Origin of the sequence: Streptomyces sp. NPDC048254, assembly GCF_043201895.1 — a bacterium.
Classification (GTDB): Bacteria; Actinomycetota; Actinomycetes; order Streptomycetales; family Streptomycetaceae; genus Streptomyces.
On record NZ_JBICZJ010000001.1, the window covers coordinates 836469 to 861707 of the forward strand.

15 protein-coding genes and 3 tRNA genes are annotated in these 25239 nt (G+C 71.2%); 8 read left to right on the forward strand and 10 right to left on the reverse strand.

From position 1 onward, the window contains the following. The first annotated feature begins 54 nt into the window (after positions 1-54). The 5 genes from ACGFZQ_RS03825 to ACGFZQ_RS03845 all read left to right on the forward strand — a co-directional run bounded on the left by ACGFZQ_RS03825 (position 55) and on the right by ACGFZQ_RS03845 (position 7263). Positions 55-1335 carry a deoxyguanosinetriphosphate triphosphohydrolase gene (locus tag ACGFZQ_RS03825; RefSeq protein ID WP_393839011.1) on the forward strand — a complete coding sequence of 427 codons (1281 nt, stop codon included), beginning with the start codon at positions 55-57 and terminating at the stop codon, positions 1333-1335. Positions 1336-1493: 158 nt separating this feature from the next. Further along, positions 1494-2759: an NAD(P)/FAD-dependent oxidoreductase gene (locus ACGFZQ_RS03830; RefSeq protein ID WP_393839012.1), complete on the forward strand. Its 1266-nt coding sequence runs from the start codon at positions 1494-1496 to the stop codon at positions 2757-2759. 153 nt (positions 2760-2912) lie between these two features. After that, the gene (gene dnaG, locus ACGFZQ_RS03835) at positions 2913-4820 is read left to right on the forward strand and encodes a DNA primase (protein WP_351731285.1); all 1908 of its coding nucleotides are present in this window, start codon (positions 2913-2915) and stop codon (positions 4818-4820) included. A gap of 104 nt (positions 4821-4924) precedes the next feature. After that, complete coding sequence (locus ACGFZQ_RS03840; RefSeq protein WP_393839013.1) at positions 4925-6253, forward strand: RNA polymerase sigma factor; 1329 nt, start codon at positions 4925-4927, stop codon at positions 6251-6253. A 320-nt stretch (positions 6254-6573) separates the two neighbouring features. Continuing rightward, the gene (locus ACGFZQ_RS03845) at positions 6574-7263 is read left to right on the forward strand and encodes a Crp/Fnr family transcriptional regulator (RefSeq protein WP_393839014.1); all 690 of its coding nucleotides are present in this window, start codon (positions 6574-6576) and stop codon (positions 7261-7263) included. On the opposite strand, the gene ACGFZQ_RS03850 is transcribed toward ACGFZQ_RS03845, so the two are convergent. The 9 genes from ACGFZQ_RS03850 to ACGFZQ_RS03890 form a co-directional block, all read right to left on the reverse strand. Further along, the gene (locus ACGFZQ_RS03850; RefSeq protein ID WP_393839015.1) at positions 7196-7690 is read right to left on the reverse strand and encodes a hypothetical protein; all 495 of its coding nucleotides are present in this window, start codon (positions 7688-7690) and stop codon (positions 7196-7198) included. The two genes, ACGFZQ_RS03845 and ACGFZQ_RS03850, sit on opposite strands and share 68 nt — an antisense overlap. 3 nt (positions 7691-7693) lie before the next feature. Next, positions 7694-8758: a hypothetical protein gene (locus tag ACGFZQ_RS03855; RefSeq protein ID WP_393839016.1), complete on the reverse strand. Its 1065-nt coding sequence runs from the start codon at positions 8756-8758 to the stop codon at positions 7694-7696. Continuing rightward, positions 8758-10710 (reverse strand): dynamin family protein, encoded by a 1953-nt coding sequence (locus ACGFZQ_RS03860; protein ID WP_393839017.1) that lies wholly within the window; start codon positions 10708-10710, stop codon positions 8758-8760. Before ACGFZQ_RS03860 ends, ACGFZQ_RS03855 begins: the two co-directional genes overlap by 1 nt. 97 nt (positions 10711-10807) lie before the next feature. Continuing rightward, entirely contained in the window at positions 10808-12955 is a 2148-nt protein-coding gene (locus ACGFZQ_RS03865) for a dynamin family protein (protein WP_393839018.1), read from the reverse strand. Between the two features lie 3 nt (positions 12956-12958). Beyond that, entirely contained in the window at positions 12959-14908 is a 1950-nt protein-coding gene (locus ACGFZQ_RS03870; RefSeq protein ID WP_393839019.1) for a dynamin family protein, read from the reverse strand. 155 nt (positions 14909-15063) lie between these two features. Further along, positions 15064-16992 carry an ABC transporter ATP-binding protein gene (locus ACGFZQ_RS03875; RefSeq protein WP_393839020.1) on the reverse strand — a complete coding sequence of 643 codons (1929 nt, stop codon included), beginning with the start codon at positions 16990-16992 and terminating at the stop codon, positions 15064-15066. Continuing rightward, entirely contained in the window at positions 16992-18725 is a 1734-nt protein-coding gene (locus ACGFZQ_RS03880; RefSeq protein WP_393839021.1) for an ABC transporter ATP-binding protein, read from the reverse strand. Before ACGFZQ_RS03880 ends, ACGFZQ_RS03875 begins: the two co-directional genes overlap by 1 nt. Before the next feature lie 152 nt (positions 18726-18877). Further along, a complete protein-coding gene (locus ACGFZQ_RS03885; RefSeq protein ID WP_393839022.1) occupies positions 18878-20332 on the reverse strand; it encodes an FGGY-family carbohydrate kinase in 1455 nt (484 codons plus the stop codon). 170 nt (positions 20333-20502) lie between these two features. Continuing rightward, positions 20503-20808, reverse strand: coding sequence for a YtxH domain-containing protein (locus tag ACGFZQ_RS03890; RefSeq protein WP_393839023.1), 306 nt, complete (start codon positions 20806-20808; stop codon positions 20503-20505). Between the two features lie 144 nt (positions 20809-20952). Between ACGFZQ_RS03890 and ACGFZQ_RS03895 the strand changes: the two genes are divergently transcribed. The 3 genes from ACGFZQ_RS03895 (at position 20953) to ACGFZQ_RS03905 (ending at position 21369) form a co-directional block, all read left to right on the forward strand. Continuing rightward, positions 20953-21025: transfer RNA gene (locus ACGFZQ_RS03895), tRNA-Asn, on the forward strand. 5 nt (positions 21026-21030) lie between these two features. Further along, a tRNA-Asn gene (locus ACGFZQ_RS03900) sits at positions 21031-21103 on the forward strand. Positions 21104-21292: 189 nt separating this feature from the next. Next, positions 21293-21369 (forward strand) — tRNA-Ile (locus tag ACGFZQ_RS03905). Between the two features lie 358 nt (positions 21370-21727). On the opposite strand, the gene ACGFZQ_RS03910 is transcribed toward ACGFZQ_RS03905, so the two are convergent. Continuing rightward, on the reverse strand, positions 21728-25195 hold the full coding sequence (locus tag ACGFZQ_RS03910) for a DNRLRE domain-containing protein (RefSeq protein WP_393839024.1): 3468 nt from the start codon (positions 25193-25195) through the stop codon (positions 21728-21730). Positions 25196-25239 lie beyond the last annotated feature (44 nt).

Here is a 25239-nt window from a genome sequence, read left to right on the forward strand (position 1 = left end):
GCGAGTAGGCGCACCAAACACCCGTTTGTCACTATCGCCCCGTACTGTCGAACCATGGCAGTCCCCGCACCCGCACCCTCCTCGGCCTACGACCCGGCGTCAGCCGACCGCTGGGCCCCCGAACCCGACAAACGCCCCGGCCGCACCGCCTTCCAGCGGGACCGCGCCCGCGTCCTGCACAGCGGAGCGCTCCGCAGGCTCGCCGGCAAGACCCAGGTCGTCACCCCCGGCAACCCCAGCCAGATGTGGGACGCCAGCCCCCGCACCCGACTCACCCACTCCCTCGAATGCGCCCAGGTCGGCCGGGAGCTGGGCGCCGCCCTCGGCTGCGACCCCGACCTCGTCGAGGCCGCCTGCCTCTCCCACGACCTCGGCCACCCGCCCTTCGGCCACAACGGCGAACAGGCGTTGAACGAGTTCGCGGACGACTGCGGCGGCTTCGAGGGCAACGCCCAGTCCCTGCGCCTCCTCACCCGCATCGAACCCAAACGGTTCACTCCCGAGGGCTCCGTCGGCCTCAACCTCACCCGCGCCGCCCTGGACGCGGCCACCAAGTACCCCTGGCCGCGCGGCGCGCACCCGACCGACCCGGCGTCGCCGAAGTTCGGCGTGTACGAGGACGACCGCCCGGTCTTCGACTGGGTCCGCAAGGAGGCCCCCGGCACCCGCACCTGCTTCGAGGCGCAGGTCATGGACTGGTCCGACGACGTCGCCTACTCCGTGCACGACATCGAGGACGGCCTGCACGCGGGCCACATCGACCCCAACTGCCTGCACGCCGAACCGGAACGGCAGGAGGTCTACGCGGTCGCCGTCGGCAGATACGTGCCGGCCGGCACCGACCCCGCCGAACTCGCCGCCGCCCTCGACCGGCTCCAGGAGGAGGAGTGGTGGCCGCACGGCTACGACGGCACCGCGGTGGCCCAGGCCCGCCTCAAGGACACCACCAGCCAGCTCATCGGCCGCTTCTGCCTGGCCGCGGAGGCCGCCACCCGCGAGACGTACGGCAGCGGCCGGCTCACCCGCTACGGCGCCGAACTCGTCGTACCGCGCGAGGCCCGGATGGAGTGCGCGGTGCTGAAGGCGATCGCACACCGTTACGTCATGCAGCGTGCCGAACAGGAGCGGATCCGCGCCGAGCAGCGGGTCGTCGTCGCCGAACTCGCCGAGGCGCTGACCCTTCGCGCCCCCGACGGCCTCGACCCGCAGTTCCGGGCGCTGTTCGACGCGGCGGCCGACGACCACGCCCGCAAACGCGTGATCGTCGATCAGATCGCGTCGCTCACCGACGCCTCCGCGCGGTCGTCACATGCGAGGCTGACGGGGCGTAAGTGAACATTTTGTGACCCTCTGTGACTCCCCGTGGCCTGATCGGGTCATGATCGCGTCAGCGGAGGTCACTCCCTCTTCCCGCATCACGCTGCGTGCGGGAGGCTCACAGTGCGGCGCATGTGGGCGGCATATGTGGCGGCACCCTTACGAGGAGGCATCAAGTGGTCGACGCGGACCAGACATTCGTCATCGTCGGTGGCGGACTCGCCGGCGCGAAGGCGGCCGAGACGCTCCGAGCCGAGGGCTTCACCGGCCGGGTGATACTGATCTGCGACGAACGCGACCACCCGTACGAGCGGCCGCCGCTCTCCAAGGGCTATCTGCTCGGCAAGGAGGAGCGGGACAGCGTCTTCGTGCACGAGCCCGCCTGGTACGCGCAGAACGACATCGAGCTGCACCTCGGCCAGACCGTGGACCGGATCGACCGCGCCGCCAGGACCGTCCGGTTCGGCGACGACGGCACGATCGTCCGCTACGACAAGCTGCTGCTCGTCACCGGCGCCGAGCCCCGCCGCCTCGACATCCCCGGCACCGACCTGGCCGGCGTCCACCACCTGCGCCGCCTCGCACACGCGGAGCGCCTCAAGGGCGTCCTCGCCGCCCTCGGCCGGGACAACGGGCACCTCGTCATCGCGGGTGCCGGCTGGATCGGCCTGGAGATCGCGGCGGCGGCCCGGACGTACGGCGCCGAGGTCACCGTCATCGAGCACGGGCCGACCCCGCTGCACGGCGTGCTCGGGCCCGAGCTGGGCAACGTCTTCGCCCAGCTGCACGAGGAGCACGGGGTCCGGTTCCGCTTCGGCGTACGGCTCACCGAGATCGTCGGGCAGGACGGCATGGTGCTCGCCGCCCGCACCGACGACGGCGAGGAGCACCCGGCACACGACGTCCTCGCGGCGATCGGCGCGGCGCCGCGGACCGGGCTCGCCGAGGCGGCGGGGCTGGAGATCGCCGACCGGGCGCACGGCGGCGGCATCGTCGTCGACGAACGGCTGCGGACCTCCGACCCCGACATCTACGCGGCCGGCGACGTGGCCTCCTTCCCGCACGCCCTGTTCGGCACCCGGCTGCGGGTGGAGCACTGGGCCAACGCGCTGAACGGCGGTCCGGCGGCGGCGCGCTCGATGCTGGGCCGTGACGTGCCCTACGACCGGGTGCCCTACTTCTTCTCCGACCAGTACGACCTCGGGATGGAGTACAGCGGGTGGGCGCCGGCCGGGTCGTATGACGAGGTCGTCATCCGGGGGGACGCGGGGAAGCGGGAGTTCATCGCGTTCTGGCTGAAGGAGGGGCGGGTGCTGGCCGGGATGAACGTGAACGTGTGGGATGTCACAGAGCCGATCCAGAAGCTGGTCGTTTCGGGGGTCGTGGTGGACACCGATGCGCTGGCGAATCCTCATGTGCCGTTGGACAGCCTGGGCGCCTAAGGGGTTGCCGGGAGCTGTGGTGTTGCGGGTGCGGGGCCGTCGTGGTTGCTCGCGCCCGCGCGGCGGAGCCGCATATCGGGCAGGAGCCCCGCGCCCCTGACGGGGCGCTGCATGTGCCCCGGGACTGTCGGTCCGCCCCCGTAGAATTCATCCGTGGCAGGACGGATCAATGACGAGGACGTGAAGGCGGTACGGGACGCGGTCCCGATCGACGCCGTCGTGTCCGAGTACCTCCAGCTGCGCAACGCGGGCGGCGGGAACCTCAAGGGACTCTGCCCGTTCCACGACGAGAAGTCGCCGTCCTTCCAGGTCAGCCCGAGCAAGGGACTCTTCCACTGCTTCGGCTGCCAGGAGGGCGGCGACACCCTCACCTTCGTGATGAAGGTCGACCACCTCTCCTTCTCGGAGGCGGTCGAGCGGCTGGCCGGGCTGGCCGGCATCACCCTGCGGTACGAGGAGGGCGGGTACAACCCCTCCCACCAGCGCGGTGAGCGGATCCGCCTGGTCGAGGCGCACAAGATCGCCGCCGTCTGGTACGCGGAACAGCTCGCCACCAGCCCCGAGGCCGAGACCGGCCGGGTCTTCCTCGCCGAGCGCGGCTTCGACCAGGCCGCCGCCGTCCACTTCGGCGTCGGCTACAGCCCCCAGGGCTGGGACCACCTCACCCGCTATCTGCGCGGCCAGGGCTTCACCGACAAGGAGCTGCTGCTGTCGGGGCTGTCGCAGGAGGGGCGGCGCGGGCCCATCGACCGGTTCCGGGGGCGGCTGATGTGGCCGATCCGGGACATCGGCGGTGAGGTCGTCGGCTTCGGCGCCCGCAAGCTCTACGAGGCGGACAACGGGCCCAAGTACCTCAACACGCCCGACACCGCGATCTACAAGAAGTCCCAGGTCCTGTACGGCATCGACCTCGCCAAGCAGAGCATCGCCAAGGCCAGCCGCGCGGTCGTGGTCGAGGGCTACACGGATGTCATGGCCTGCCACCTGGCCGGGGTGACCACCGCGATCGCCACCTGCGGTACGGCCTTCGGCGGCGACCACATCAAGATCCTCCGCCGGCTGCTGATGGACAACGGCAGCGCCCGGGTGATCTTCACCTTCGACGGTGACGCGGCCGGTCAGAAGGCCGCCCTGCGTGCCTTCGAGGACGACCAGAAGTTCGCCGCCGAGACGTACATCGCCATCGCGCCGGACGGCATGGACCCCTGCGAGCTGCGCCTCGCCAAGGGCGACGAGGCGGTCGCCGACCTGGCAGAGCCCCGCACCCCGCTCTTCGAGTTCGCGCTCCGCCAGATCGTGGCCCGCTACGACCTGGACACCCCGGCGGGCCGCGCGGCCGCCCTGGACGAGGCCGCACCGATCGTCGCCCGCATCAAGAACAGCGGCGCCCAGCACGAGGTCGCCGTCGAACTGGCCGGCATGCTCGGCATCCTCGACACCCAGTTCGTGGTCAAGCGGGTGGCCCAGCTGGCCCGTTGGGCACGGGACAAGGGCGGCAGGGGGTCCACCCCGGCCCGCGGCCCGCAGCAGCCGTCGTACGACACGGGCGGCTCGCGCCCGGCCGTCTCGGGCCCCGCCCTCAATCTGCGCAACGCCGTCTACGCCACCGAGCGCGAGCTCCTCAAACTCGCCCTCCAGCGGCCCGAGTTGGTCTCCCCGGCGTTCGACGCGTACGGCATCGACGAGTTCACCGCCGCGCCGTACGCGGCCGTACGCCAGACCATCATGGAGGCGGGCGGCTCCGAGTGGGGCGTGCAGGATCCGCAGGAGTACCTGGTCCGGGTGCGTGAGTCGGCTCCCGACGACTCGGTGCGCGCGATGGTCACGGAGCTCGCCGTCGAGGCGATCATGCGCCGCACGGTCGACGAGAACTACGCGGGCGAGCAGCTCGTGACCGTCCGCCGCCGGGCCGTGGACCGTCGTATCCACGAGATCCAGATCACCCTCACCCGCCTCGGCAGCGGTGGTGACCCGGCCGAACTCGCCGCCGTACAGAACGAGTTGTGGGTGCTCCAGCAGTACGGGCAGGCGCTGCGCGAGCGCGGCGTCGCCGCCCTGTGAGCTTCGAGCGGCCGACAGGATAACCACGCGGTCACGGGCCGGACGCAAAAAGTCACCGCACGCCCCTCGTGGCGGCGATGTGTCTTACCCCACACTGGGGGGCGGTGCCTGAGTCCTCGGAGCGCGGCCGGCCTGTCCCGGACGGGTCCCACACCCCCGCCGTTCCACTCATCGCGTACGGGGCGGACAGCGGCGAGGCCGTCGTCTCCGTCCCCGAAGTACCGCTGCCGTACCCGCTGGCAGCGATCATCCTGGAGGTCGCCCCCGTGCAGACCCAGACCCTGACCCAGACCGACAGCACGCTCACGGACGAGCCGGAGGCCGACGCCGACGTCTATGCCGGCGTGCCACCGCAGAGCCGGGTCGCTGTCCACCCCGAGACGGAGACGGAGCAGCCGGCGGAGGCCGGGGGACCGGCCGTGGAGGAACTCGCGGCCGAGCCCCCGGAGCCCGAGCCCGAGACCGAGCCCGAGACCGAGCCGGAGCCCGAGCCGGCCGCCGTCGCCCGCGTCGACAACGGCAGCCCCTCCTCCGACCTGTTCCGGCAGTACCTGCGCGAGATCGGCCGTATCCCGCTGCTCACCGCCGCCGAGGAGGTCGAACTCGCCCGCCGCGTCGAGGCCGGTCTGTTCGCCGAGGAGAGGCTGGGCAGCGCCCCGGACCTCGACAGCGAGCTGGCCCTCGACCTCGACCGGCTGGTCGTCATGGGCCGTATGGCCAAGCGCCGCCTCATCGAGGCCAACCTGCGGCTCGTCGTGTCGGTGGCCAAGCGGTACGTCGGCCGCGGCCTGACCATGCTGGACCTGGTCCAGGAGGGAAACCTGGGCCTGATCCGCGCCGTCGAGAAGTTCGACTACGCCCGCGGCTACAAGTTCTCGACCTACGCGACCTGGTGGATCCGCCAGGCCATGTCCCGCGCCCTGGCCGACCAGGCCCGCACCATCCGGGTCCCGGTGCATGTCGTGGAACTCATCAACCGGGTCGTCCGCGTCCAGCGCCGGATGCTCCAGGAACGGGGCTACGAGCCGACGCCCGAGGAGGTCGCCGCCCACCTCGACCTCGCGCCGGAGCGGGTCGGCGAGGTGCTCCGCCTCGCGCAGGAACCGGTCTCCCTGCACGCCCCCGTCGGCGAGGAGGACGACGTGGCCCTCGGTGACCTCATCGAGGACGGCGACGCGGCGAGCCCCGTGGAGTCGGCGGCGTTCCTGCTGCTGCGCGAGCACCTGGAGGCGGTGCTGTCGACGCTGGGGGAGCGGGAGCGGAAGGTTGTACAACTGCGGTACGGGCTGGCCGACGGCCGCCCGCGCACGCTGGAGGAGATAGGGCGCATCTTCGGCGTGACACGGGAACGGATCCGCCAGATCGAGTCGAAGACGCTCAACAAGCTCCGGGACCACGCCTTCGCGGACCAGCTGAGGGGCTACCTGGACTGAGAACCGCCACCCCGCAAACCCGGCGCCCCACCCCGGCGGCCGGCCCAGACCCCACCCGTCCGGGTGGGGTCTTCCCGTCCGGTGGGGTCTCGCGACATGACACTTGCGCAAAAAAGCAAATTCCTGAACAGGGCGGTTATAAGCGTCACATAATGAAATCCGGCGCTGTGTCTGAAAACGAACGGCAATTCGAGGGGGGCTCGTTTATGGCGTCTGGCGCTGCGCGCAGTGCATCCGCCCTGAGAGCGGAGAGGAATCCCTGGCCGGCCAGCAGCCTGCTGGGCGAACTCTCGGCACCGACGCGCGACCATCTGATGTCCTTGGGACGACCGACGCGCTTCACCGGCGGCGAACGGCTGATGCGAGAGGGGGAATCGGGCTCGCATGTGTTCCTGCTGCTCAGCGGCTGGTTCAAGGTGCTGGCCATGACGGAGGACAACCGGGAGGCGCTGCTGGCGGTCCGGGCCGGCGGCGACATCGTGGGCGAACTCGCCTGCTTCGACGACCAGCCCAGGGTCGCCACCGTCGTGGCGTCCGGCACGGGCGTCGCCAACCGGATCAGCAGTCAGGAGTTCCTCGCCTTCCTGGCGCTCTACGACGACGCCGCCCAGGCCGTGTTGCGGGCCGTGGCGGGAAAGCTCCGCTGGGCGACCCGGCGCCGCCAGGAGTTCGGCAGCTGTGCGGTCGCGACCCGGGTGGCGCGGGTGCTGGGGGAACTCGCCCGGATCTACGGCCGGGCCGGGGACACCGGCATCTCGATAGGGGTGGCACTGACCCAGCCCGAACTGGCGGAGCTGGTCGGCGCCTCCGAGCCGAGCGTGCACCGGGTGCTACGGTCCCTGCGCCAGCAGTCGGTCATAGAGACGGGCTACCGGCGGATCCTGGTACGGGACGTCTCCGAGCTCAGCCGGATCGCGGGCACGGTCTGGGGCGCCTCGCCGCTCACCGTGCCGCCCCTGCCAGGACCAGCCATGAAGCCGCCGCCAGCACCATCGCGGAGACCCAGATGACGGCGCGGGCCGCATAACGGTTCTTCAGCTCGGCGATCCGGGCGATGGCGTTGGCCGTCGCCCACAGCTCGGTCACCGGCTGCCGGTCCGGGTCGGTTCCGTCGCCCGCGGCCGCGTCCAGCGAGAACCGGTTGGACGCGGCCAGCCCGGCCTTGCGCGGCCGGATCACCTGCACCAGCAGATAGCCGGACATGAGGAAGGCGAGCCCGTAGCCGAGGGTGGCCAGCCAGAAGAGCACGGCCAGCGGTGCGGTCGGGGCCGGAGCGCCGAGGTCCCCGACCCGGGTGGCGATGACGGCGGCGAGCCCGACATGCACCGTGACCATCGTGCCCGCCTTCGCGTCCGCCTGCTGCGTGACCAGCTGGAAGGAGGTCAGCGCGGCGACCGCCGCGGTCAGGTCCTGCGCCGTTCGCTCGTGTTCGGTCATCGCTCAGTGCCCACCGTGAGGGAAGTCGGGCAGATGGAAGTGGTGATGGCCCCCCGTGGCATCCATGTCATGGGGGTCGCCCGGGGGATGTGCGGGGTCGGAGCGGCCCGGGTCGTGGTGGTAGGGGTCCGGGTGGTGCGGATCGGGGTGCCGGGGATCCGGGTGGTGCCCGTCGTACGGGTCGTAGGGGTCGGCGTGGTGCCCGTCGTGCGGGTCGGAGTGGTGCCCGTCCGGTGGGTCCGCATGGTGCGGCTCCCCGTGCCGTTCCTCGTCCGGGCCGTCGAAGTCGGGGTCGGCGACCGCCGCCATGGCCGCCGGGGTTGCGTTGTGGTCGCCCGGCAGGACCCACTCGCGCAGCGTACTGCTCTGCGAGACCACCGTCGCCGCGAGATGTGCCGCGCCCAGCGCCGGGACCACGAACTCCCGCAGGGCGGTACGGCCCGGCGAGTGGCCCCAGATCACCTGCTCCGCCCCCAGGTCCCGGGCCGGAGCCGACCTCGGCACGTGCAGCCAGGCACTCGACGCGAAGTCCTTGTCCTGGAGGACCACGTCGACACGGCGGAACTCGTCCGCCGACAGCCCGTGGGCCTGGGGCAGGATCACGTCCCGGTAGATGCCGTCCGAGACGGCGAGCGCCAGGTCGCCGGCGGGGTCCGCCTCCAGCGCGTGCCGCACCGGACCGGAGTCGACCAGCCGGTTCACCAGCACCACGCAGTCGCCCAGGTATCCCCGGTCGGCCCGGGAGATCACCCCCTGGCCGATACTGGCCCGCATCCGCAGCCGGCCGAACAGCCCGGGCGCCCGGTTCGCCTGGAAGAGGCCGTCGCGCAGCCCGAGGACCAGCGCCGGGACCGCGCGTACGACGTCGACCCCCGCCGGGAAGACGACCAGCTGGCCGTCGCCCTGGAGCTGCTGCTGCGCCCGCACCCGCAGGACCCGGGCCCGGCGCAGCGCGTGCTCGACCACGAGCCGGAGCCGGTACTGGGCGTCCTGCTGCTCGGGGTAGGTGTGGCGGCTGTAGTGGCGCAGGTCCACCGCCAGGCACAGCCGCCTGCGGTAACGGGCCATCACATCCTCACCAGGTCGTCCACCACGTCGTCGAGGTCCGCGCCGGTCCGCCGCAGCTGCTCCTCCAGCTGCTTGAGTTCGGTGCGCCGCTGCTCGACCGCCTCCGCGCCCTGCTCCCGGGTCTCCTGGGCCGCCGCCACACTGCGGGTCAGTTCCTCGATCCGCGAGGACAGCCCGCTGTTCACGGCCTCCGTGATGGGCCGCATGGTCGTGTCCACGAAGGACTTGGCGGCCGCGCCGGCCTGCTTGGGCGCCTCCAGCCGGATCTGGGTGGCCATCTCCCGGCCCACGGCCTCCCGCATCTTGGTCTCCAGCCGGCCGCCCGCCATGTTGCTCTGCACGATGCCCTGGATGACCAGACCGGCGATCAGCGTGGGGAGCCCGAACGGGGTGAACAGCCACACCATGGCGATGGCCATGGTCGGCAGCAGCGCGCGCAGCGCCTCCTTGACGCCGAACTGCGCGCCCATCATGCCGCCGGCCACCCCGCCGAGGACGAAGCCGCCCACCCCGGCCAAAAACCGGGTCAGCGGCGGCTCCTGCTGACGCTCACCGGCCGCGGCGGCACCGGTCACCCCGGTGAGGTCGACCCGCAGCCGGTCCAGGCGCGCCTCGAAGGAACCCAGTTCGGTGTTCATCCGCTCGGCGAGCTTCTCCAGGTCCTGGGCGATCACCGGTTCCAGGGAGCTCGCCACCCACTGGGCCACCTTCTCCTCGATCCGCTTGGCGGTACCGGCGGCGATCTCCCCGGCGATCTGCTCGACACGCTCCTTGAGCTTGAGGGGGTTCATCCCGAGCTTGGTGGTGAGGGGGACGTCGGCCGCGACGACCGGGGCCTCGTCCGCGACCGCCGCCAGGAAGCCGCCGAGCAGGTTCTCCACCCGTCCCTGGAGCTTCCGGGTCTCGTTCTCGGTCTCCATGGTGATCTGCCGGGCCTGGGCCTGGAGTTCGCGCAGCGGCTGCTGGGCGCCCTCCCAGCGGCGCTCCAGTTCCCCGCTCCGCGAGTCCAGCATCGCCAGCTCGTGCGGGATGTTGCGGTCCAGTTCACGGGCGAGGCCGCTCAGCGCACGGGCCGGGGCGAGGATCTTGACCTTGTGCCGTTCGGTGGCCAGATAGTGTTCGAGCGCCGTCTCCAGCGCGGCCACCCCGGAGGACCGGAAGGCGGCCGTGTCCTCGGCGATCCTGGCCCGCAGCGCCGTCTTGCCGTCCACGAAGAAGAACCGGCCCTGGTCGCGCTCGTCGCCGCGCAGGGCGGTGATCCGGTGGCGGGCCGCCGCCATGACGTCCTCCCGCTCGTGGTCGTCGATGGCGTCGAAGTAGGTGAAGACGAAGAACGGGTCGTGGGCGTCCAGATACGTCGTCAGGAACTGGGACTCGTCCATGCTCATCGGGGCGATGGCATGCTGGAGGAAGATCACCGCGTCGGCCTTGCGGAGGTAGCCGAGGGTGATCTCGTCACGGCTCTCGTGGTCGTTGAGGCCGGGTGAGTCGACCAGCACCACGTTGTTGCGGCACAGCTCCAGCGGCCAGATGACCTCGGCCTTCACATAGGGGTTGCGCTGGTCGTGCGCCTTGTTGTTCACGGTGATGAGGTCGACGAGCCGCTCCGGGGCGACGGACTCCGGCGAGACGGAGTCCTCCTTCCACAGCTGGGCGGCCGGGGCCTCGCCGAACTTCACCTCGGTGATGACCGCGGTGGCGGGCACCGCCTTGACCGGCAGCACCTGGGCGCCCAGCAGGGCGTTGACGAAGGTGGACTTGCCGCGCTTGAAGTCGCCGACGACCATCACGTAGAAGGCGTCGGTGTCCATCCGCTCCAGGATGGCGGCGACCATGGTCTCCGCCCCGTTGTCACCTATCTGTTCGGCGATCTTGCCGAGTTGGCGGCAGATGCCGGTCAGCCGCAGTCGCTGTGCCGCCGCGGCGGCGTACCCGCCTTCTTCCGTGCTCATGGTCCGTTCGTCCTCTCTGTTCTGATCTGTTCCGATCCGCCCTGCTTCGTTCTGATCCATTCGGACCTGCGGCCGGTGAGGGGTCCCGGTCCGCGGGTCAGGCCCGGAGTCCGGCCCGGATGCGGGCGCTCAGGGCGGCGGCGGACCGGGCCAGGGACTCCCAGTCCTGGTCGTCTCCGGTCCGGGAGTCGGCCACCGTCCGCCAGGCGTCGTGCCAGGCGAGATGTGACTGCCGGAGCTGTTCGAACACGTCCCCATAGACCTCGGAGAGCATCTCGACCGCCTGCCGCTGGAAGGCCGTCGTGGCCTCGTCGACGACCCGGACGAGCAGCGCGTCCACCTCACTGCGCTGGGCCTCGGTGGCGGCCCGGATGGACGCCTCGGCGAGCAGCCCGCCGAGCAGGCTGAAACCGGCGCCGTAGATCATCGGCAGCGGCGCCGAGCGGGCGGCGGCGATCAGATAGCCGACGATGGCCCCGCCCTGCGCGCCGAGCCGGGTGGCCAGCCGGACCCCGGACAGGTTGGAGATGTCGCCGGAGATCTCCGGCTCGACCGACAGCTTCAGCCCGCCCGCGGCCGGGATCCAGCTCGGCCGGGCGCCGGGCAGCCGGGCGGCCACCTCCTCGTCCAGCCAGCCGCTGTCGGCGGTGAGGGACGGCAGCAGTACGGTCCGCTCGGACTCCTTGGCCAGCACGGACAGTTCGTGGCGCAGCCGGAACGGCAGATCACGCTCCCACCAGCCGCGCGGGTCGCCGGTCCGGTCCAGTTCCCAGCGCAGCCGCTCGATCATTCCGTCGCGCTTTCCCTGCACGTACTCCCGCAGCCGGGTGGTGAGGGTGAGCTGGCGCGCGGTCAGGTCGATGCGCAGCTGCTCCCACTGGCGCTCCTCGTTCTCGCGCGCCGCCTGCGCCTTCTTCGCCGCTTCCGCGGCCTCGTCCGTGGTGAGCCGGTCCAGCGCCATCGTCCGGCTCGCGATCGCGGTCATCGCGTCGCAGTGGTCGGCGACCTGGGCGGCGATCCGCCGGTCGCGCCACACGGCACGTTCGTCCCGCCGGGCGAACCCCTCGGTGAGCGCGCGCAGCGCGGCCACCTCGGCCTCGCCGGCGCCGGGCCGGGGGGCGGCCAGCACGGCCAGGCCGGCCAGCCGCCGCCCGAGGTCCTCCAGGGCCTCCGCCCGGTCCTCGGGGTCGAGCAGGTCGAGCATCGTGACGACGACGGCGACGAAGGGGATGTGCCGGCGCAGCACCTCCTCCTCCAGCAGGCTGCGTTCCGTGATGCCCAGCGGGGACAGCGCGGAGACGACGAACAGCACGGCGTCGCAGCCGGCGGCGACCTCGCGCACCTGCTCCAGCTGCTCGTCGTTGCCGAAGTTGACCCCGGGGGTGTCCACCAGTTCGGCGTCCAGCCCGTCCAGCCAGCCGTCGGCCACGGTGAGGGTCACGGAGGGCTCCGGGGCTCCGCCCGCGGTCCCGGAACCCTCCTCGGGTACGACCCCGGTCAGGCCGTCCCACGCGCCGTCACCGTCGAGACGGCGCAGTTCGCGCCGCCCGTCCGGCCAGCGGACGGTCAGCGTCTCGTCCTGGGCGGCCCGCACCACCACCGGAACCCGGGTTACCGGCAGTGAGCCGGTCGGCAGCAGGTCCCGGCCGAGCAGCCGGTTGACCAGGGTGGACTTGCCGCGGTTGAACTCGCCCACCACGGCGACCCGGAACAGCCGCCGGCCCCGCCCGTCGGCCAGCGCCGCCAGGTCCGCCGCGATCCGGTCCAGCTGATACCGCTCCGCCAGCCCCTGAGCCTCCCGCAGCCAACCGGGCGCGTCCCCACCGACATCGGCGACATGCGAGGGAACGGGCAGAACACCGCCGCTGACCACGGGAGCCGACACAACGGCACTGCCGGCGGAGCCGGAGAGGGCCGGTGGTTCGGCGACGGAGACGGCTGGCTGAACGGCGCTGGCGGTCGGGCCGGGTGTGGCCGGTGGTTCGGCGGCGGGTGCGGCCGGCTGGACGGCGCTGCCGGCGGAGCCGGAGACGACCGGCTGTCCGGCGGCGGGTGCGGCCGGTTTGACGGTGCCGCCGGTGGGGCCGGGTGCGGCCGGCTCGACGGTGCTGCCGGTGGAGTCGGAAGCCGTCTGCTGGACGCCGGGCGGAGCGGCGGCGGGGCCGTCGGCGTCGGCGGTGACGGCGGCGGTGGCCGGGGGTGGGGTGCGGGTGGTGGGTTGCTGGGGATCGGCCTGTATGTCCATGGCTTACGACTCCTCTGGTGCGTGCGCGGTGCCTGTGGTGCGCCGGCGCAGGACGGCGACCCGTTCACGCCGCTTCCGGGCGGTGGCCGCGGTGCCTTCGGCGGCGGCGACGGCGGCGTCCAGCGCGACCCGCTGGCGTTGGTTGGCCAGGGTGAGCCGGGCGATCTCGTCGCTGAACCCGGCCTCGTACTTGTGCCGGAGCGCCGCGACACTGTCGTCCACCGCCTCGGCGATGCGCTGGAGCGAGACCGTGCGCAGGGCGTCGACCTCGGTGTACGCGGTGGCGATGATCGGGCGCGCCTTCTGCAGGAACTGGGTCCGTGCGGTGTCCCGGCCGCGGGTGCCCATCATGGCTCCGAGCGCGCCGCCGATGACGGTGCCGATCCCGGGGGCGATGAAGCTGCCGATGACCGCGCCGGCCGCCGCGCCGCCCCCGGTGCGCCAGTTGCCGACGCTGACCAGTTCGGCGCCCATCGCGGTCAGCGCCGCGTCCACGTCGGACAGATCCGGTTCGGGCAGGTCCAGGTCCGTCACGGGGACCACCGGCGCGGCGGGTGTCTCACCGGCCAGCCCGGCGAGCGCGCCGTACTGCGCCGCGAAGTCCCGGGCGAGTTCGCCGGCTTCGGCGGCCAGCAGCTCACCGGCCCGCCCGGCCGCGGCCCGGGCCGTCTTCCTGGCCTCCTTCTTCAGGTGGCGACCGACGATCCCGGAGACCTCGGAGGCCGCCTCCCGAATGTTGTCGATCTGCTCGTCGGCGACCGCGGCGACCACCTTCGCGTCCAGCCCGGAGCGTCCCGAACCGACCGCGGCGGTCGTCGCGGCGTACCGCGTACCGGTGTTCACCCGGTCGACGACCCGCCGGGTCCAGGCGTCCAGGAAGCCCGCGAAGTCCGGCAGCGACAGGGCGGCCAGTCCGCGCTGCGCGCGGCGGTTCTCGGCGCGCTGGGCGTCGGCGGTCTCCTCCACGGCCGCGAGCAGCTGGGAGAGCAGGGTCAGCACGGTGGCCGCGATGGCGGACTCCCGCCGCTCCGCGGCCAGCCGCACCAGCCGCTGCTCCACGGCACGGAAACGGGCCAGATGACCGGGGTGGTCCACGGCCGGCCGCGTACCGCCGTCCGCCGCGTCGGCCTCCAGCAGGGCCTTGCCCGGCGCGCAGGCCAGCAGCAGCGGATCGGTGATGCCCATCGACCTGAGCCGGTCCGCGACGAACCCGACGGTGTCGTCCCGTTCGCCCTCGTCGACGAGATCGATCTTGGTGACCACGAAGACGCACCGGTCGTGGTGGTTGAGCAGCGGCCCGGTCAGGAAGTCCGCCAGGGTCATCGACATGGCCGCGACGGCCGGCACGACCACCACCGCCAGATCCGCCTGTCGCACGGCGGCCTCGGCCATCTCCCGGTGCCCCGGGTCGGTCACGCTGAACCCCGGGGTGTCCAGGACCGCCACCCCGTCGCCCAGCGGCCGGACCGGGGACCGTACCTCCAGGTCCCGTACGCGCAGCGCCAGGTCGGTGGTGAGCACCCGGTCCAGCGCGGCTTCCAGACCGTCCGCGGACGGCGTGCCCGGCCCGCCGGCCCACTGGTCGAAGGCCGCCGACGGCCAGTCCAGTTCGGTTCCGTCGGCCGTTCTCAGCCGCAGGCCCTCGGCGCCGTCGTGATGCCGCAGCACCGTGGTGACGGTGGTGGTCACCCGCGCCGACGACGGCAGCAGCCGGCGTCGCAGAAAGGCGTTGAGCAGGGTGCTCTTGCCGCTCGACGCCTCGCCGAAGACGGCGATGCGCAGTTCAGGGTCGTCGGCACGGGTCCCTACGGTCCGCAGTGCCGACCACAGTGTGTCGCGACGCGCGGCCGGGAGGTCGAGCTTTCCCAGGACGTCGCGGATCCATGTCAGGTGTTCGCCGACGGCGGGTGCCCAGGTTCCGGCCGCCCTGTCGACTACGGTTTTCCTCCCCACGCCGGCAGCGTAGGGACACCGGGGGTGGCCGGTTCCCGTCAGGCGATGGGATCGCGGCAAGTAGGTATTCGGCCACTTGAACGAGGAGCCGAAGACAGCGGCCCCGCCCTCGGGGAGGGCGGGGCCGCCGTGCCGTCCGCTCGGACCGCGGCCGGTCAGTCCACCTCGGCCACCGCCTGCGCGAACTGCGCCTTGTACAGCCGCGCGTAAGCCCCGTCCGCCGCCAGCAGCTCGGTGTGCGCGCCCTGTTCGACGATCGAGCCGTTCTCCATCACCAGGATGGTGTCGGCGTCGCGGATCGTCGACAGCCGGTGGGCGATGACGAACGACGTGCGCCCGTGGGCCAGCTTGGCCATCGCCTTCTGGATCAGCACCTCGGTGCGGGTGTCGACCGAGGACGTCGCCTCGTCCAGCACCAGGATCGTCGGGTCGGACAGGAACGCCCGCGCGATGGTGATGAGCTGCTTCTCACCGGCGCTGACGCCCGTGCCCTCGTCGTCGATGACCGTGTCGTAGCCCTCGGGCAGGGTACGGACGAACCGGTCGGCGTGGGCCGCCCGTGCCGCCTCCTCGATCTCGCCCCGGGTGACCTCGCGCGAGGCGCCGTACGCGATGTTCTCCGCGATGGAGCCGCCGAACAGCCAGGTGTCCTGGAGCACCATGCCGATCCCGGCCCGGAGTTCGTCCCGGGACATGTGCGTGATGTCGACGCCGTCGAGGGTGATCCGGCCGCCGGAGACGTCGTAGAACCGCATCAGCAGGTTCACCAGGGTGGTCTTGCCGGCGCCGGTCGGGCCGACGATCGCCACCGTGTGGCCCGGTTCCACCGTCAGCGAGAGGTCCTCGATGAGCGGCTTCTCCGGGTCGTACCGGAACGACACGTGCTCCAGCGCCACCCGCCCGCGCAGCTCCGCCGGACGCTCGCCCGGTACCGGGTCGGCCTCCTGCTCCTCCGCGTCGAGGAGTTCGAAGATCCGCTCGGCCGACGCGACACCCGACTGGACCAGGTTGGCCATGGAGGCGACCTGGGTCAGCGGCATCGAGAACTGCCGGGAGTACTGGATGAACGCCTGGACGTCACCGATGGACAGGGCGCCCGAGGCCACCCGCAGCCCGCCGACGACCGCCACCAGCACGTAGTTCAGGTTCGACACGAACATCATCAGCGGCTGCATCACACCGCTGTTGAACTGCGCCCGGAACCCGGCCTCGTACAGCGCCTCGTTCTGCTCGGCGAACTGCTGCGCCGACTCGTGCTGCCGGCCGAAGACCTTCACCAGGGTGTGCCCGGTGTACATCTCCTCCACATGGGCGTTGAGCTTGCCGGTGGTGCGCCACTGCTGCACGAAGTGCGGCTGCGAACGCTTGCCGACCCGGGTGGCGATCAGGAACGACAGCGGCACGGTGGCCAGGGCGACCAGGGCGAGGATCCAGGACACCCAGAACATCACCGCGAGCACACCGATGATGGTGAGCACCGAGTTGATGAGCTGGCCCATGGACTGCTGGAGCGTCTGGCCGATGTTGTCGATGTCGTTGGTCGCCCGGGAGAGCACCTCGCCGCGCTGCCGCTTGTCGAAGTACGACAGCGGGAGCCGGGACAGCTTCGTCTGGACGTCCTCCCGCATCCGGTACATCGTGCGGTTGACGGCCCGGTTGACCATCCGGGTCGCCACCGCCATCAGCAGGCCCGCGACGACGTACGTGCAGAGCGCGAAGAGCAGGACGTCGCCGACCTGGCCGAAGTCGATGCCCTTGCCCGGGGTGAAGTCGGTGCTCTTGAGCATGTCGGCGACGGTGCCCTGACCGCGCTCGCGCATGCCCTGGAGAACCTGGTCCTTGGTGGTCCCGGCGTCCATCTGCTTGCCGATGACACCGGCGAAGACCAGGTCGGTGGCGCGGCCGAGGATCTTGGGGCCGATCACGTTGAGGGTGACGCTCGCGACCACGCAGAACAGCAGCACATAGATGGTGAACTGTTCGGGTTTGAACCGGGCGAGAAGCCGTTTGCCCGAGTTCTTGAAGTCCATCGAGCGCTGGTCGGGGCCGCCCCCGGCCATCATGCGTCCCATGGGCCCGGCCATCAGGCGGCCTCCGCTTCCGTCAGCTGGGAGAGCACGATCTCCCGGTAGGTCTCGTTGCCGGCCATGAGTTCGTGATGCCGGCCGGTGCCGACGACACGGCCCTCGTCGAGTACGACGATCCGGTCGGCCTCTCTGATGGTCGCCACCCGCTGGGCGACGATGACGACGGTCGCCTCGGCCGTCTCCTCCGCGAGCGCGGCACGCAGCGCCGCGTCGGTCGCGTAGTCGAGGGCGGAGAAGGAGTCGTCGAAGAGGTAGATCTCCGGGCGCTGCACGAGCGTCCGGGCGATGGCGAGCCGCTGGCGCTGGCCGCCCGAGACGTTCGTACCGCCCTGGGCGATGGGCGCGTTGAGGCCGCCCTCCAGCTTCGCCACGAAGCCCTTGGCCTGCGCCACCTCCAGCGCGTGCCACAGCTCCTCGTCGGTGGCGTCCGGGTTGCCGTACCGCAGGTTGGTCGCGACCGTCCCGGCGAACAGGTACGGCTTCTGCGGTACCAGGCCCACCGTCTTGGCGAGCAGCTCCGGGTCGAGCCCGGAGACCTCCTCGCCGTCCACGAGGACAGAGCCGTCCGTGGCGTCGAAGAGGCGCGGCACCAGGCCGAGCAGGGTGGACTTGCCGCTGCCGGTGGAACCGATCACGGCGGTCACCTCGCCGGGCCGGGCCACCAGGTCGACGGCCTTGAGCACCGGCTCCTCGGCACCCGGGTAGCGGAAGCCCGCGCCCCGGATCTCCAGATGGCCGTGCCGGCGCAGTTCGATGACCGGCGCGCTCGGCGGCACGACGCTGGACTCGGTGTCGAGGACCTCCTCGATGCGCTCGGCGCAGACCTCGGCACGCGGCACCATCATGAACATGAAGGTGGCCATCATCACGGACATCACGATCTGCATCAGGTAGGCGAGGAACGCCGTCAGATCGCCGATCGCCATGTCACCGCTGTCGATGCGGTGGGCGCCGAACCACACCACCGCGATCGACGAGACGTTCACCGTCGTCATGACGATGGGGAACATCAGCGCGAGCATGTTGCCGGTGGCCAGCTGCATGTCGGTCAGGTCCTTGTTGGCCTTCCCGAACCGGCCCTGCTCGTACTCGTCGCGGACGAACGCGCGGATCACCCGGTTGCCGGTGATCTGCTCGCGCAGCACCCGGTTCACCGTGTCCAGCCGCACCTGCATGGCCCGGAACAGCGGACGCAGCCGGCGCACGATCAGGGCCACGGAGACGGCCAGCACCGGGACGACGGCGACCAGTACCCCGGACAGCGGTACGTCCAGGCCGAGGGCGAGCACGATGCCGCCGACGCACATGATGGGCGCCGACACCATCAGCGTGAACGTCATCAGGACCAGCATCTGGACCTGCTGTACGTCGTTGGTCGTACGGGTGATGAGGGAGGGCGCTCCGAAGTGACCCACCTCACGTGAGGAGAAGGACTGCACCCGGTCGAAGACGGCGGCCCGCACATCCCGGCCGAGCGCCGACGCGGTCCGGGCGCCGTAGTAGACGGCACCGATGTTGCACACCACCTGGGCGAGCGAGATGCCGATCATCAGGGCACCGAAGGACAGGATGTAGTCCGTGTCGCCCTTCACGACGCCGTTGTCGATGATGTGTGCGTTGAGCGTGGGCAGGTAGAGGGTGGCGCAGGTCTGCAGGAACTGCAGCAGCACCAGGATGGAGATGGGTTTCCTGTAGGGCCTGAGGTAGGTCCGCAGAAGTCGTATGAGCACGCTACGTCTCTCGGAGTCGGCGGTGGGGGCGGGGTCGCTTGCCCGAAGGGCGGTGTCGCTTGCCCTAGGCCCCTATCGTCCGACACTCCACCCGCGTTACCTCAACCGATTAACCCGACGGCGGATGTCTTACGGCACCGGGGGGTGCACGATTACGCCCGAAACGCCCCCGGATGGGTCTGTTCGCGCACCGACACGTACTGCTGCCGCACCGCCTGCCCGACGGCCATCTCGTCCCCGGGCTCCAGCACCTGCGCCGCCGCACCCTGCCAGACGGGCGGAGTACGCGGATCCAGCGCCCCCTGCGAGACCCCGAGCGCCCAGGCCGCCTGCCGGGCCGCCCCGATCGCCGCGTAGTCCGCCGGCTGCGGTACGACGACCTGCGCGCCGAACAGCATCGGCGCCGCCGCCTGTACGGCCGGCAGCTCGGCGGCCTTCCCCAGCAGGAAGATCCGCCGCACCTCCACACCCCGGCCGCGCAGCACGTCCAGCGCGTCGGCGAGCCCGCACAGCATGCCCTCGAAGGAGGCCCGCGCGAGATGCTCGGCTCTCATGGACTCGCGGCGCAGCCCGGCCAGCGTCCCGGCGGTGTGCGGCAGGTTCGGCGTCCGCTCACCCTCCAGGTACGGCAGCATGACCAGCCCGTGCGAGCCGGGCGTCGACTTCATCGCCAGGTCGGAGAGGCTCTCCAGATCCGCCAGCCCGAGCAGCTCGGCGGTCCCGCGCAGGGTCCGTACGGCGTTCAGGGTGGTCACGACCGGCAGGTGCATCCCGGTGGCGTCGGCGAGCGAGGTGATCATCCCGGAGGTGTCGGCGAGCGCCTCCGGATGCACGGCCATCACGGACCCGGACGCGCCCAGGGACACCACGGCGTCCCCGAAGCCCAGCCCCAGCCCGAAGGCGGCGGCCATGGTCTCGCCGGTCCCGGCGGAGATCAGCAGCCCCTCCGGAGTCGTACCGGCCGCGTCCGAGGGCCCGATCACCTCGGGCAGCATCGCCTGGTGGCCCAGGGCGAGTTCGACGAGGTCGGACCGGTAGCCGCCGGCGGCGGCCGACCAGTACCCGGTCCCGGAGGCACCCCCGCGGTCGGTGGTCCTGCGGACCGGCCGCCCGAGCAACTGCCACACCAGCCAGTCGTGGGCCTGCAGCAGCGCGGCGGTCCGCCGGGCGTTCTCCGGCTCGGCCTTCGCCAGCCAGCGCAACTTGGTCACCGGCTGCGCGGCCTGCGGCACACACCCCACCGCCTGCGCCCAGGCCTCCCGGCCACCGAGCGCGTCGATGAGATCGGCCGCCGCGACCTGGGCACGCCGGTCGCCGCCGACGATCGCCGGGCGCACGGTGTTGCCCTGGGCGTCCAGCGGGATCAGCGCGTTCTGCTGCGCGGAGACGCCGATGGCCTGCACGCCCTCCAGGAGCCCGCCGCCGGCGGCCTCACCGAGGGAGAGCAGCCAGGCCTGCGGGTCGACGTCGCTGGGGCGCGCCGCGCCGTCCGGCGTGTCGACCGGGTGCGGTGCGTATCCCTGACGGAGCACCGCACCCGTGTCCGTGTCGCAGACCACGATGCGAGTGAAATCCGGTGAGCTGTCCAACCCGGCGACTATCCCCATGCACGAAATTCTGCCGCACGCGCCGCCGTGTTTTGGCCGAGGGCGCCGCAGGGGGGCGCGTGGTCCCGCCGGTGCGGGCGCGTCGGGGCTGGTCGCGCCCGCGTGGCGGAGCCGAATATGTCACAGGCCCGGGCCCCTGGAGGTTGCCGGCCGCCGCGTCGAAAAGAGCGCTACGTGTCGCTGCTGCCCCAGTCGTCCGCCGCTGCTCCGTTGGTGTTGCGCTCGCGCAGGGAGCGGACCCGGGCGGCCACCGAGTCGGGCATCCGGTCGCCCATCTTCTCGCTGACCGTGTGGAAGGCCTTGCCGGCGTAGACCCGGCCCTGCTGGGCCGCGGTCTCCGCGGTGTTGCGGACCGCGGGGTTCTGGGCGACCTGGCGGGCGGACTTCTTCAGCTGCTCGTATCGCTCGCGTCCGGCCCTGGTACCCAGCACGTAACCCAGAGCGAGCCCGGCGACGAACGTGAGCTTGTAGCGCATGGCGGCCACCCTTCCCTCGGGGGGAGTCTCGTCGGGGAGTACCGATTGGCGGAGCACCCCCCTGCTTGCGCTAATGTATGTGTCGCAGCGAGCGGGCGCCCCCTGGCGAATACCCAGGTAGGTACGTTCGATGCAACGAGGCATTCCTCCGTAGCTCAATTGGCAGAGCAGCCGGCTGTTAACCGGCAGGTTACTGGTTCGAGTCCAGTCGGGGGAGCTCGGTCCTCCGTAGCTCAATTGGCAGAGCAGCCGGCTGTTAACCGGCAGGTTACTGGTTCGAGTCCAGTCGGGGGAGCATGCTGAACGAGGACCCCTGAGGGGGTCCTTTTTCATGTCCGTTCCGTGCCCGCGGGAACCGCTGGGCCTGCGCCGATGTCCTCAAGGTCGTGAACGTCCGCAGAAGCCGACCATCCGAAGCAGGAGATCGTATGAGCGGCTATGCTGCGGCAGACGGCGCGCACACTTGTACGCGACACGCCGCTATGGGGCGGTAGCTCAGCCGGTTAGAGCAGCGGACTCATAATCCGTCGGCCGTGGGTTCGAGTCCCACCCGCCCCACCACTCGCTACGCGAGAAGAAACCTTCTGAGCAGTTGTTTTGTCGTGCCTGGTGTGTGGCCCTGCTGGTTGTGCGGAGCCGTGTGGGAGCCTGATCTGCCTCAGGGGCCGAGCCAGGGGTCAGCGGTCGTCCACTGTGTGGCGTTTTGTGATGCGTGTGCGACGCCCGGCGTGGTGCCCGGCATCTGGACGCGTTGGCCGAAGTCCTCGGTCAGGATGATCCGCTGCTCGGCCGAGACGTCGGCATGTGCTCGATCCCGATGCGGCAGACGACACAGGGCGGAATATCCACCTACGCACGACGCCGACGCGCACGGGGAACTCCGTAGGCGTCGGCGTCGTATGCGGTACCTGGCGACGCGTCAGCCGACCGCCAGCTTGTTCTTCCAGCCGATGCCGTCGCCGTTGCCGACGATCTCCGTACCGGAGCCGCTCAGGGCCGTGCGGCTGCCGGAGTAGAAGCGCACGGTGCCATCCACTCTGAGCGTCCAGATGTCGGGGATGTCGTCCCCGTTGGCGTCCGGGGTGCCGAAGAGCAGCCTGATGCCGGAGCTGCCCCAGCCGGAGGCACCGTACTCGGTGTCCGCGCCTCCGGAGGAGGCGGCCCCCGAGCCGAGCGAACCGACGTCGACCCCGCCGGTCGCGGTGTCCTTGATGCCCTTGCGCAGCAGCAGCCGTCCACTGGCGTCCGAGCGATAGACGAAGTCGGTGACGCCGTCGCCGGAGATGTCCTGGGCGGTGACGAGGTCACGGTCGGTCCAGGCCGACGCGGACAGTCGCCGGGCCTCGTCCACGGTGGCGCCGTTGTACCCGATCAGCGCCCACAACGCGTCGCCGACCGTGAGGAAGAAGTCGGGCTTGCCGTCGCCCGTGGCATCGCCGGCCGCCACGATCTGGGTGATCGTGGAGGGATCCGGTGCACCGGCCGGCAGCAGGATCTCATGGCGTTTGCCGATGTCGACCGCGCCGTAGCCGTCGCCCGGATACACCCACAGTCTGCCCGCGCGCACGGCGATCAGGTCCTGCAGGCCGTCACCGCCGTAGACGTCGCCGAGGTGGGCGATGAGGGTGTTCTTCCAGTAGCCGGAGGTCGGACGGGAGTACAGGGGCAGGTCGTCGCCGTTCGGGTCCTTGTCGCTGTTCTCCTGGTAGGCGCCGGACATGGAGTAGCCGAGGGCACCGGTCCCCTTGGACCCGTCGACGGTGCCCTTGTCCGGGTACATCCGCAGGTTGCCGTTGGCGTCCACGACCATGAGGTCGGGGAAGCCGTCGCCGGTGAAGTCGCCCGGCGCGTCGGCCGTGTCGCGCGGGGTGACGTAGAAGAAGTACTTCCGTGGATCCGACACGTTGCCGGCGTCGTCCACGGCCCGTACGTAGAGCACGTTCGGCCCGGCGAGCGGCGGCTTCGCGCCGGAGTAGGCGGTCAGGGTGGAGGTGGCGGCGCCGTTCGTACGCGCTATGGAACCGGTGTACGAGGCGGAGTTGTAGCCGTACTCGTACTTGACCACATCGGTCTGCGAGGCCTTGAAGGTGAACGAGCCCGCCGTGCCGAACTTGACGGTGGACCAGGTGGAGTCCTCGTCCGCGTTGCCGAAGCCGTCGTCCTTCGCGTCGGCGTCGGGGAACGTCGTGGAGGTGACCACGGGCGGGGTCGGCCGGGAGCTGTCGAAGACGAACCGGCACGGCGTCTTCGACGGCGAGTAGCCCGAGGTCGCCCCGCGCTTGTCCACCGCCTTGACCCGCCAGGAGTACTTGACGCCGTTCTTCAGACCGTTGGTGGAGAACGGGTCGGTGTGCACGCGGGCCGAGTCGGTCTGGCTGGCGACCGTGACCTTGGCCTTGCTGCCCAGCAGGTTTCCGCTGCCGCCGGTCGGCCACAGCTCGAAGCGCAGCGAGTCCAGGTTGGCGTCCTTGTCGCTGCTGTTCGCCCAGAAGGTGATCGAGCTCGCGCCGACGTTGACGTAGGGCGAGGTGGTGTCGCAGGACAGGTCGGGGTCGAGGTCCAGGTGCGAGGGAGCGGCTGGCGGGCGGTTGTAGACCAGTTCGACGTAGGGGTCGTTGCCGCCGTCGGCCTGGAACTTCTTCCACGAGTACGCCGAGTCCTCGTCTCCGGCCCGGAAGCCGATCGTGAGGGTGTCCCAACCGCCCGAGATCGCCTTCTGGGCGGCCGGCTTGACGTCGAACGCTTCGTAGTCGTCAGGGCAGCCCGAGGAACGGTAGCCGTGTGCGAAGCTCCTGCTCGCCAGCTTGTTGCCCGCCGTCATCTTCGGGGCGTTGCGCCAGGTCGTCTTGTTGCTGATCGCCCCGGTCAGGTACACGTTCATGGTGCGGGCGCTGCATGACCACGAGTAGGTCTCCAGCGCGTGCAGCCTGGCGCTGATGACGGTGGCGCCCTTGAGGTCCGGGTTCCAGTCGATGCTGAAGAACGACCGCGAGGTCCCCCAGGTGTCCGACTCGAAGCCCACGCGTGCCTCGTGCGTGCCCTTGTTGAAGTTGCGCCCGTTGTAGAAGTTCGCGTTGGGATGGCGGCTGTAGGCGGTGGTCCAGTCGTTGGTGTGCTTGCTGACCGACGGGTCGATGAAGACCGGGTAGACCGTGTCGGGGTCGGTCAGGAAGTCCTGGTCCGGCGTCAGGGACCAGGTGGAGCCGTCGAGGTCGGCCGTCACCAGGGTGCCGCGGGAGTCCGGCTGTGGGCCGGCCAGCGAGGGCAGGTCCAGCGTGGCGGCCGCCCCCGTGTGTGTCGGCTCGGGCGAGGGATCGGCGGGAACGGACGGCGCTGCGCTCTCGCTCTCCCCGGCCGAGGGGGCGGGAGCCTCGTCGGTCGCGTCGGGCAGCACCTCGTCGTCGACATCGCCGTCGTCGCTGTCGTCGACGGAGTCGCTGGGCTCGGGGGAGGCGGAGGGCGACTCCGAGTCGTCCGGAGCGGCACTGGCATCGCCGGACAGACTCTCGGCGGCGGTCGGCGACGCGCTCGTGCCCGCCTGACCGTCGGTCAGAGCAGGAGTTCCGGAGCTGTCCCACATCAGCGGCGTCGGCGAGATCGCCGCCTCCTCGCCGTCGGTGTCCCGGCCGCTGACGATGCCGGTGGTGGGGTCCAGATTGAACGTCAGGTCGGGGGAGGTCAGCCCATAGGTCAGCTGTGCCACCCGTGGATCGGCCGCCGCCTGCCGGGTCTTTACCACCAGCAGCTGGGCGAAGCCCCCGTCGTCCGCCGTCAGCACCAGGTCGGCGCCGGGGATGATCTCCGGGTACAACGCGCGCGAGCCGTCGATCACCGGCGTCGGGACGGTGCCCGGCCAGGTCAGCTGGACGGTGTGCCCCCCGGTGGTGAGCGTCACCAGGGAGGTACCGGTGTCGGCGGCCGCGGTGACCAGCGAGACCCTGCGCACCCCGGCCCCCCGGTCGGCACGCGCGGAGGCGGAGCGGGAGCCCGCCGAGAACGTGAGCCCGACGTTGGTGGCACGCGGCGACCAGCCATGTCCGGTGCGGACCAGCGTGGCATCGATCGGCTGCCAGCGGCCGTGGGCCTTGGCACGGACCGGCGTGGCGTGCACGCGACGCTGCAGCAGCCCGTCGGGCCGCGCCCAGGTCGTCTCGTACGCCGTGCGCAGCGTCGTCACCTCGACCGGCCTGCCGGACCTCGCCGCACGCGAGGCGGCCTCGGCCTCGGTGACCGGTGCGGCCGCGCGGGCTGGGTGGTCGGTGCCGTGGTGCCGGTCCGCGTCGGTGCCGGTCAGTCCGGCGTACGTCAGGCCGCAGGCCGTGGCCAGGGCCACGACGGCCGCCGTCGCGGCCCGGCGGGCGCGCAGGCGCCGCCACTTGCTGGTCATGAGCGAGTTTTCCTTCCCCCCTAGGGCAACGGGTGCAGATCATG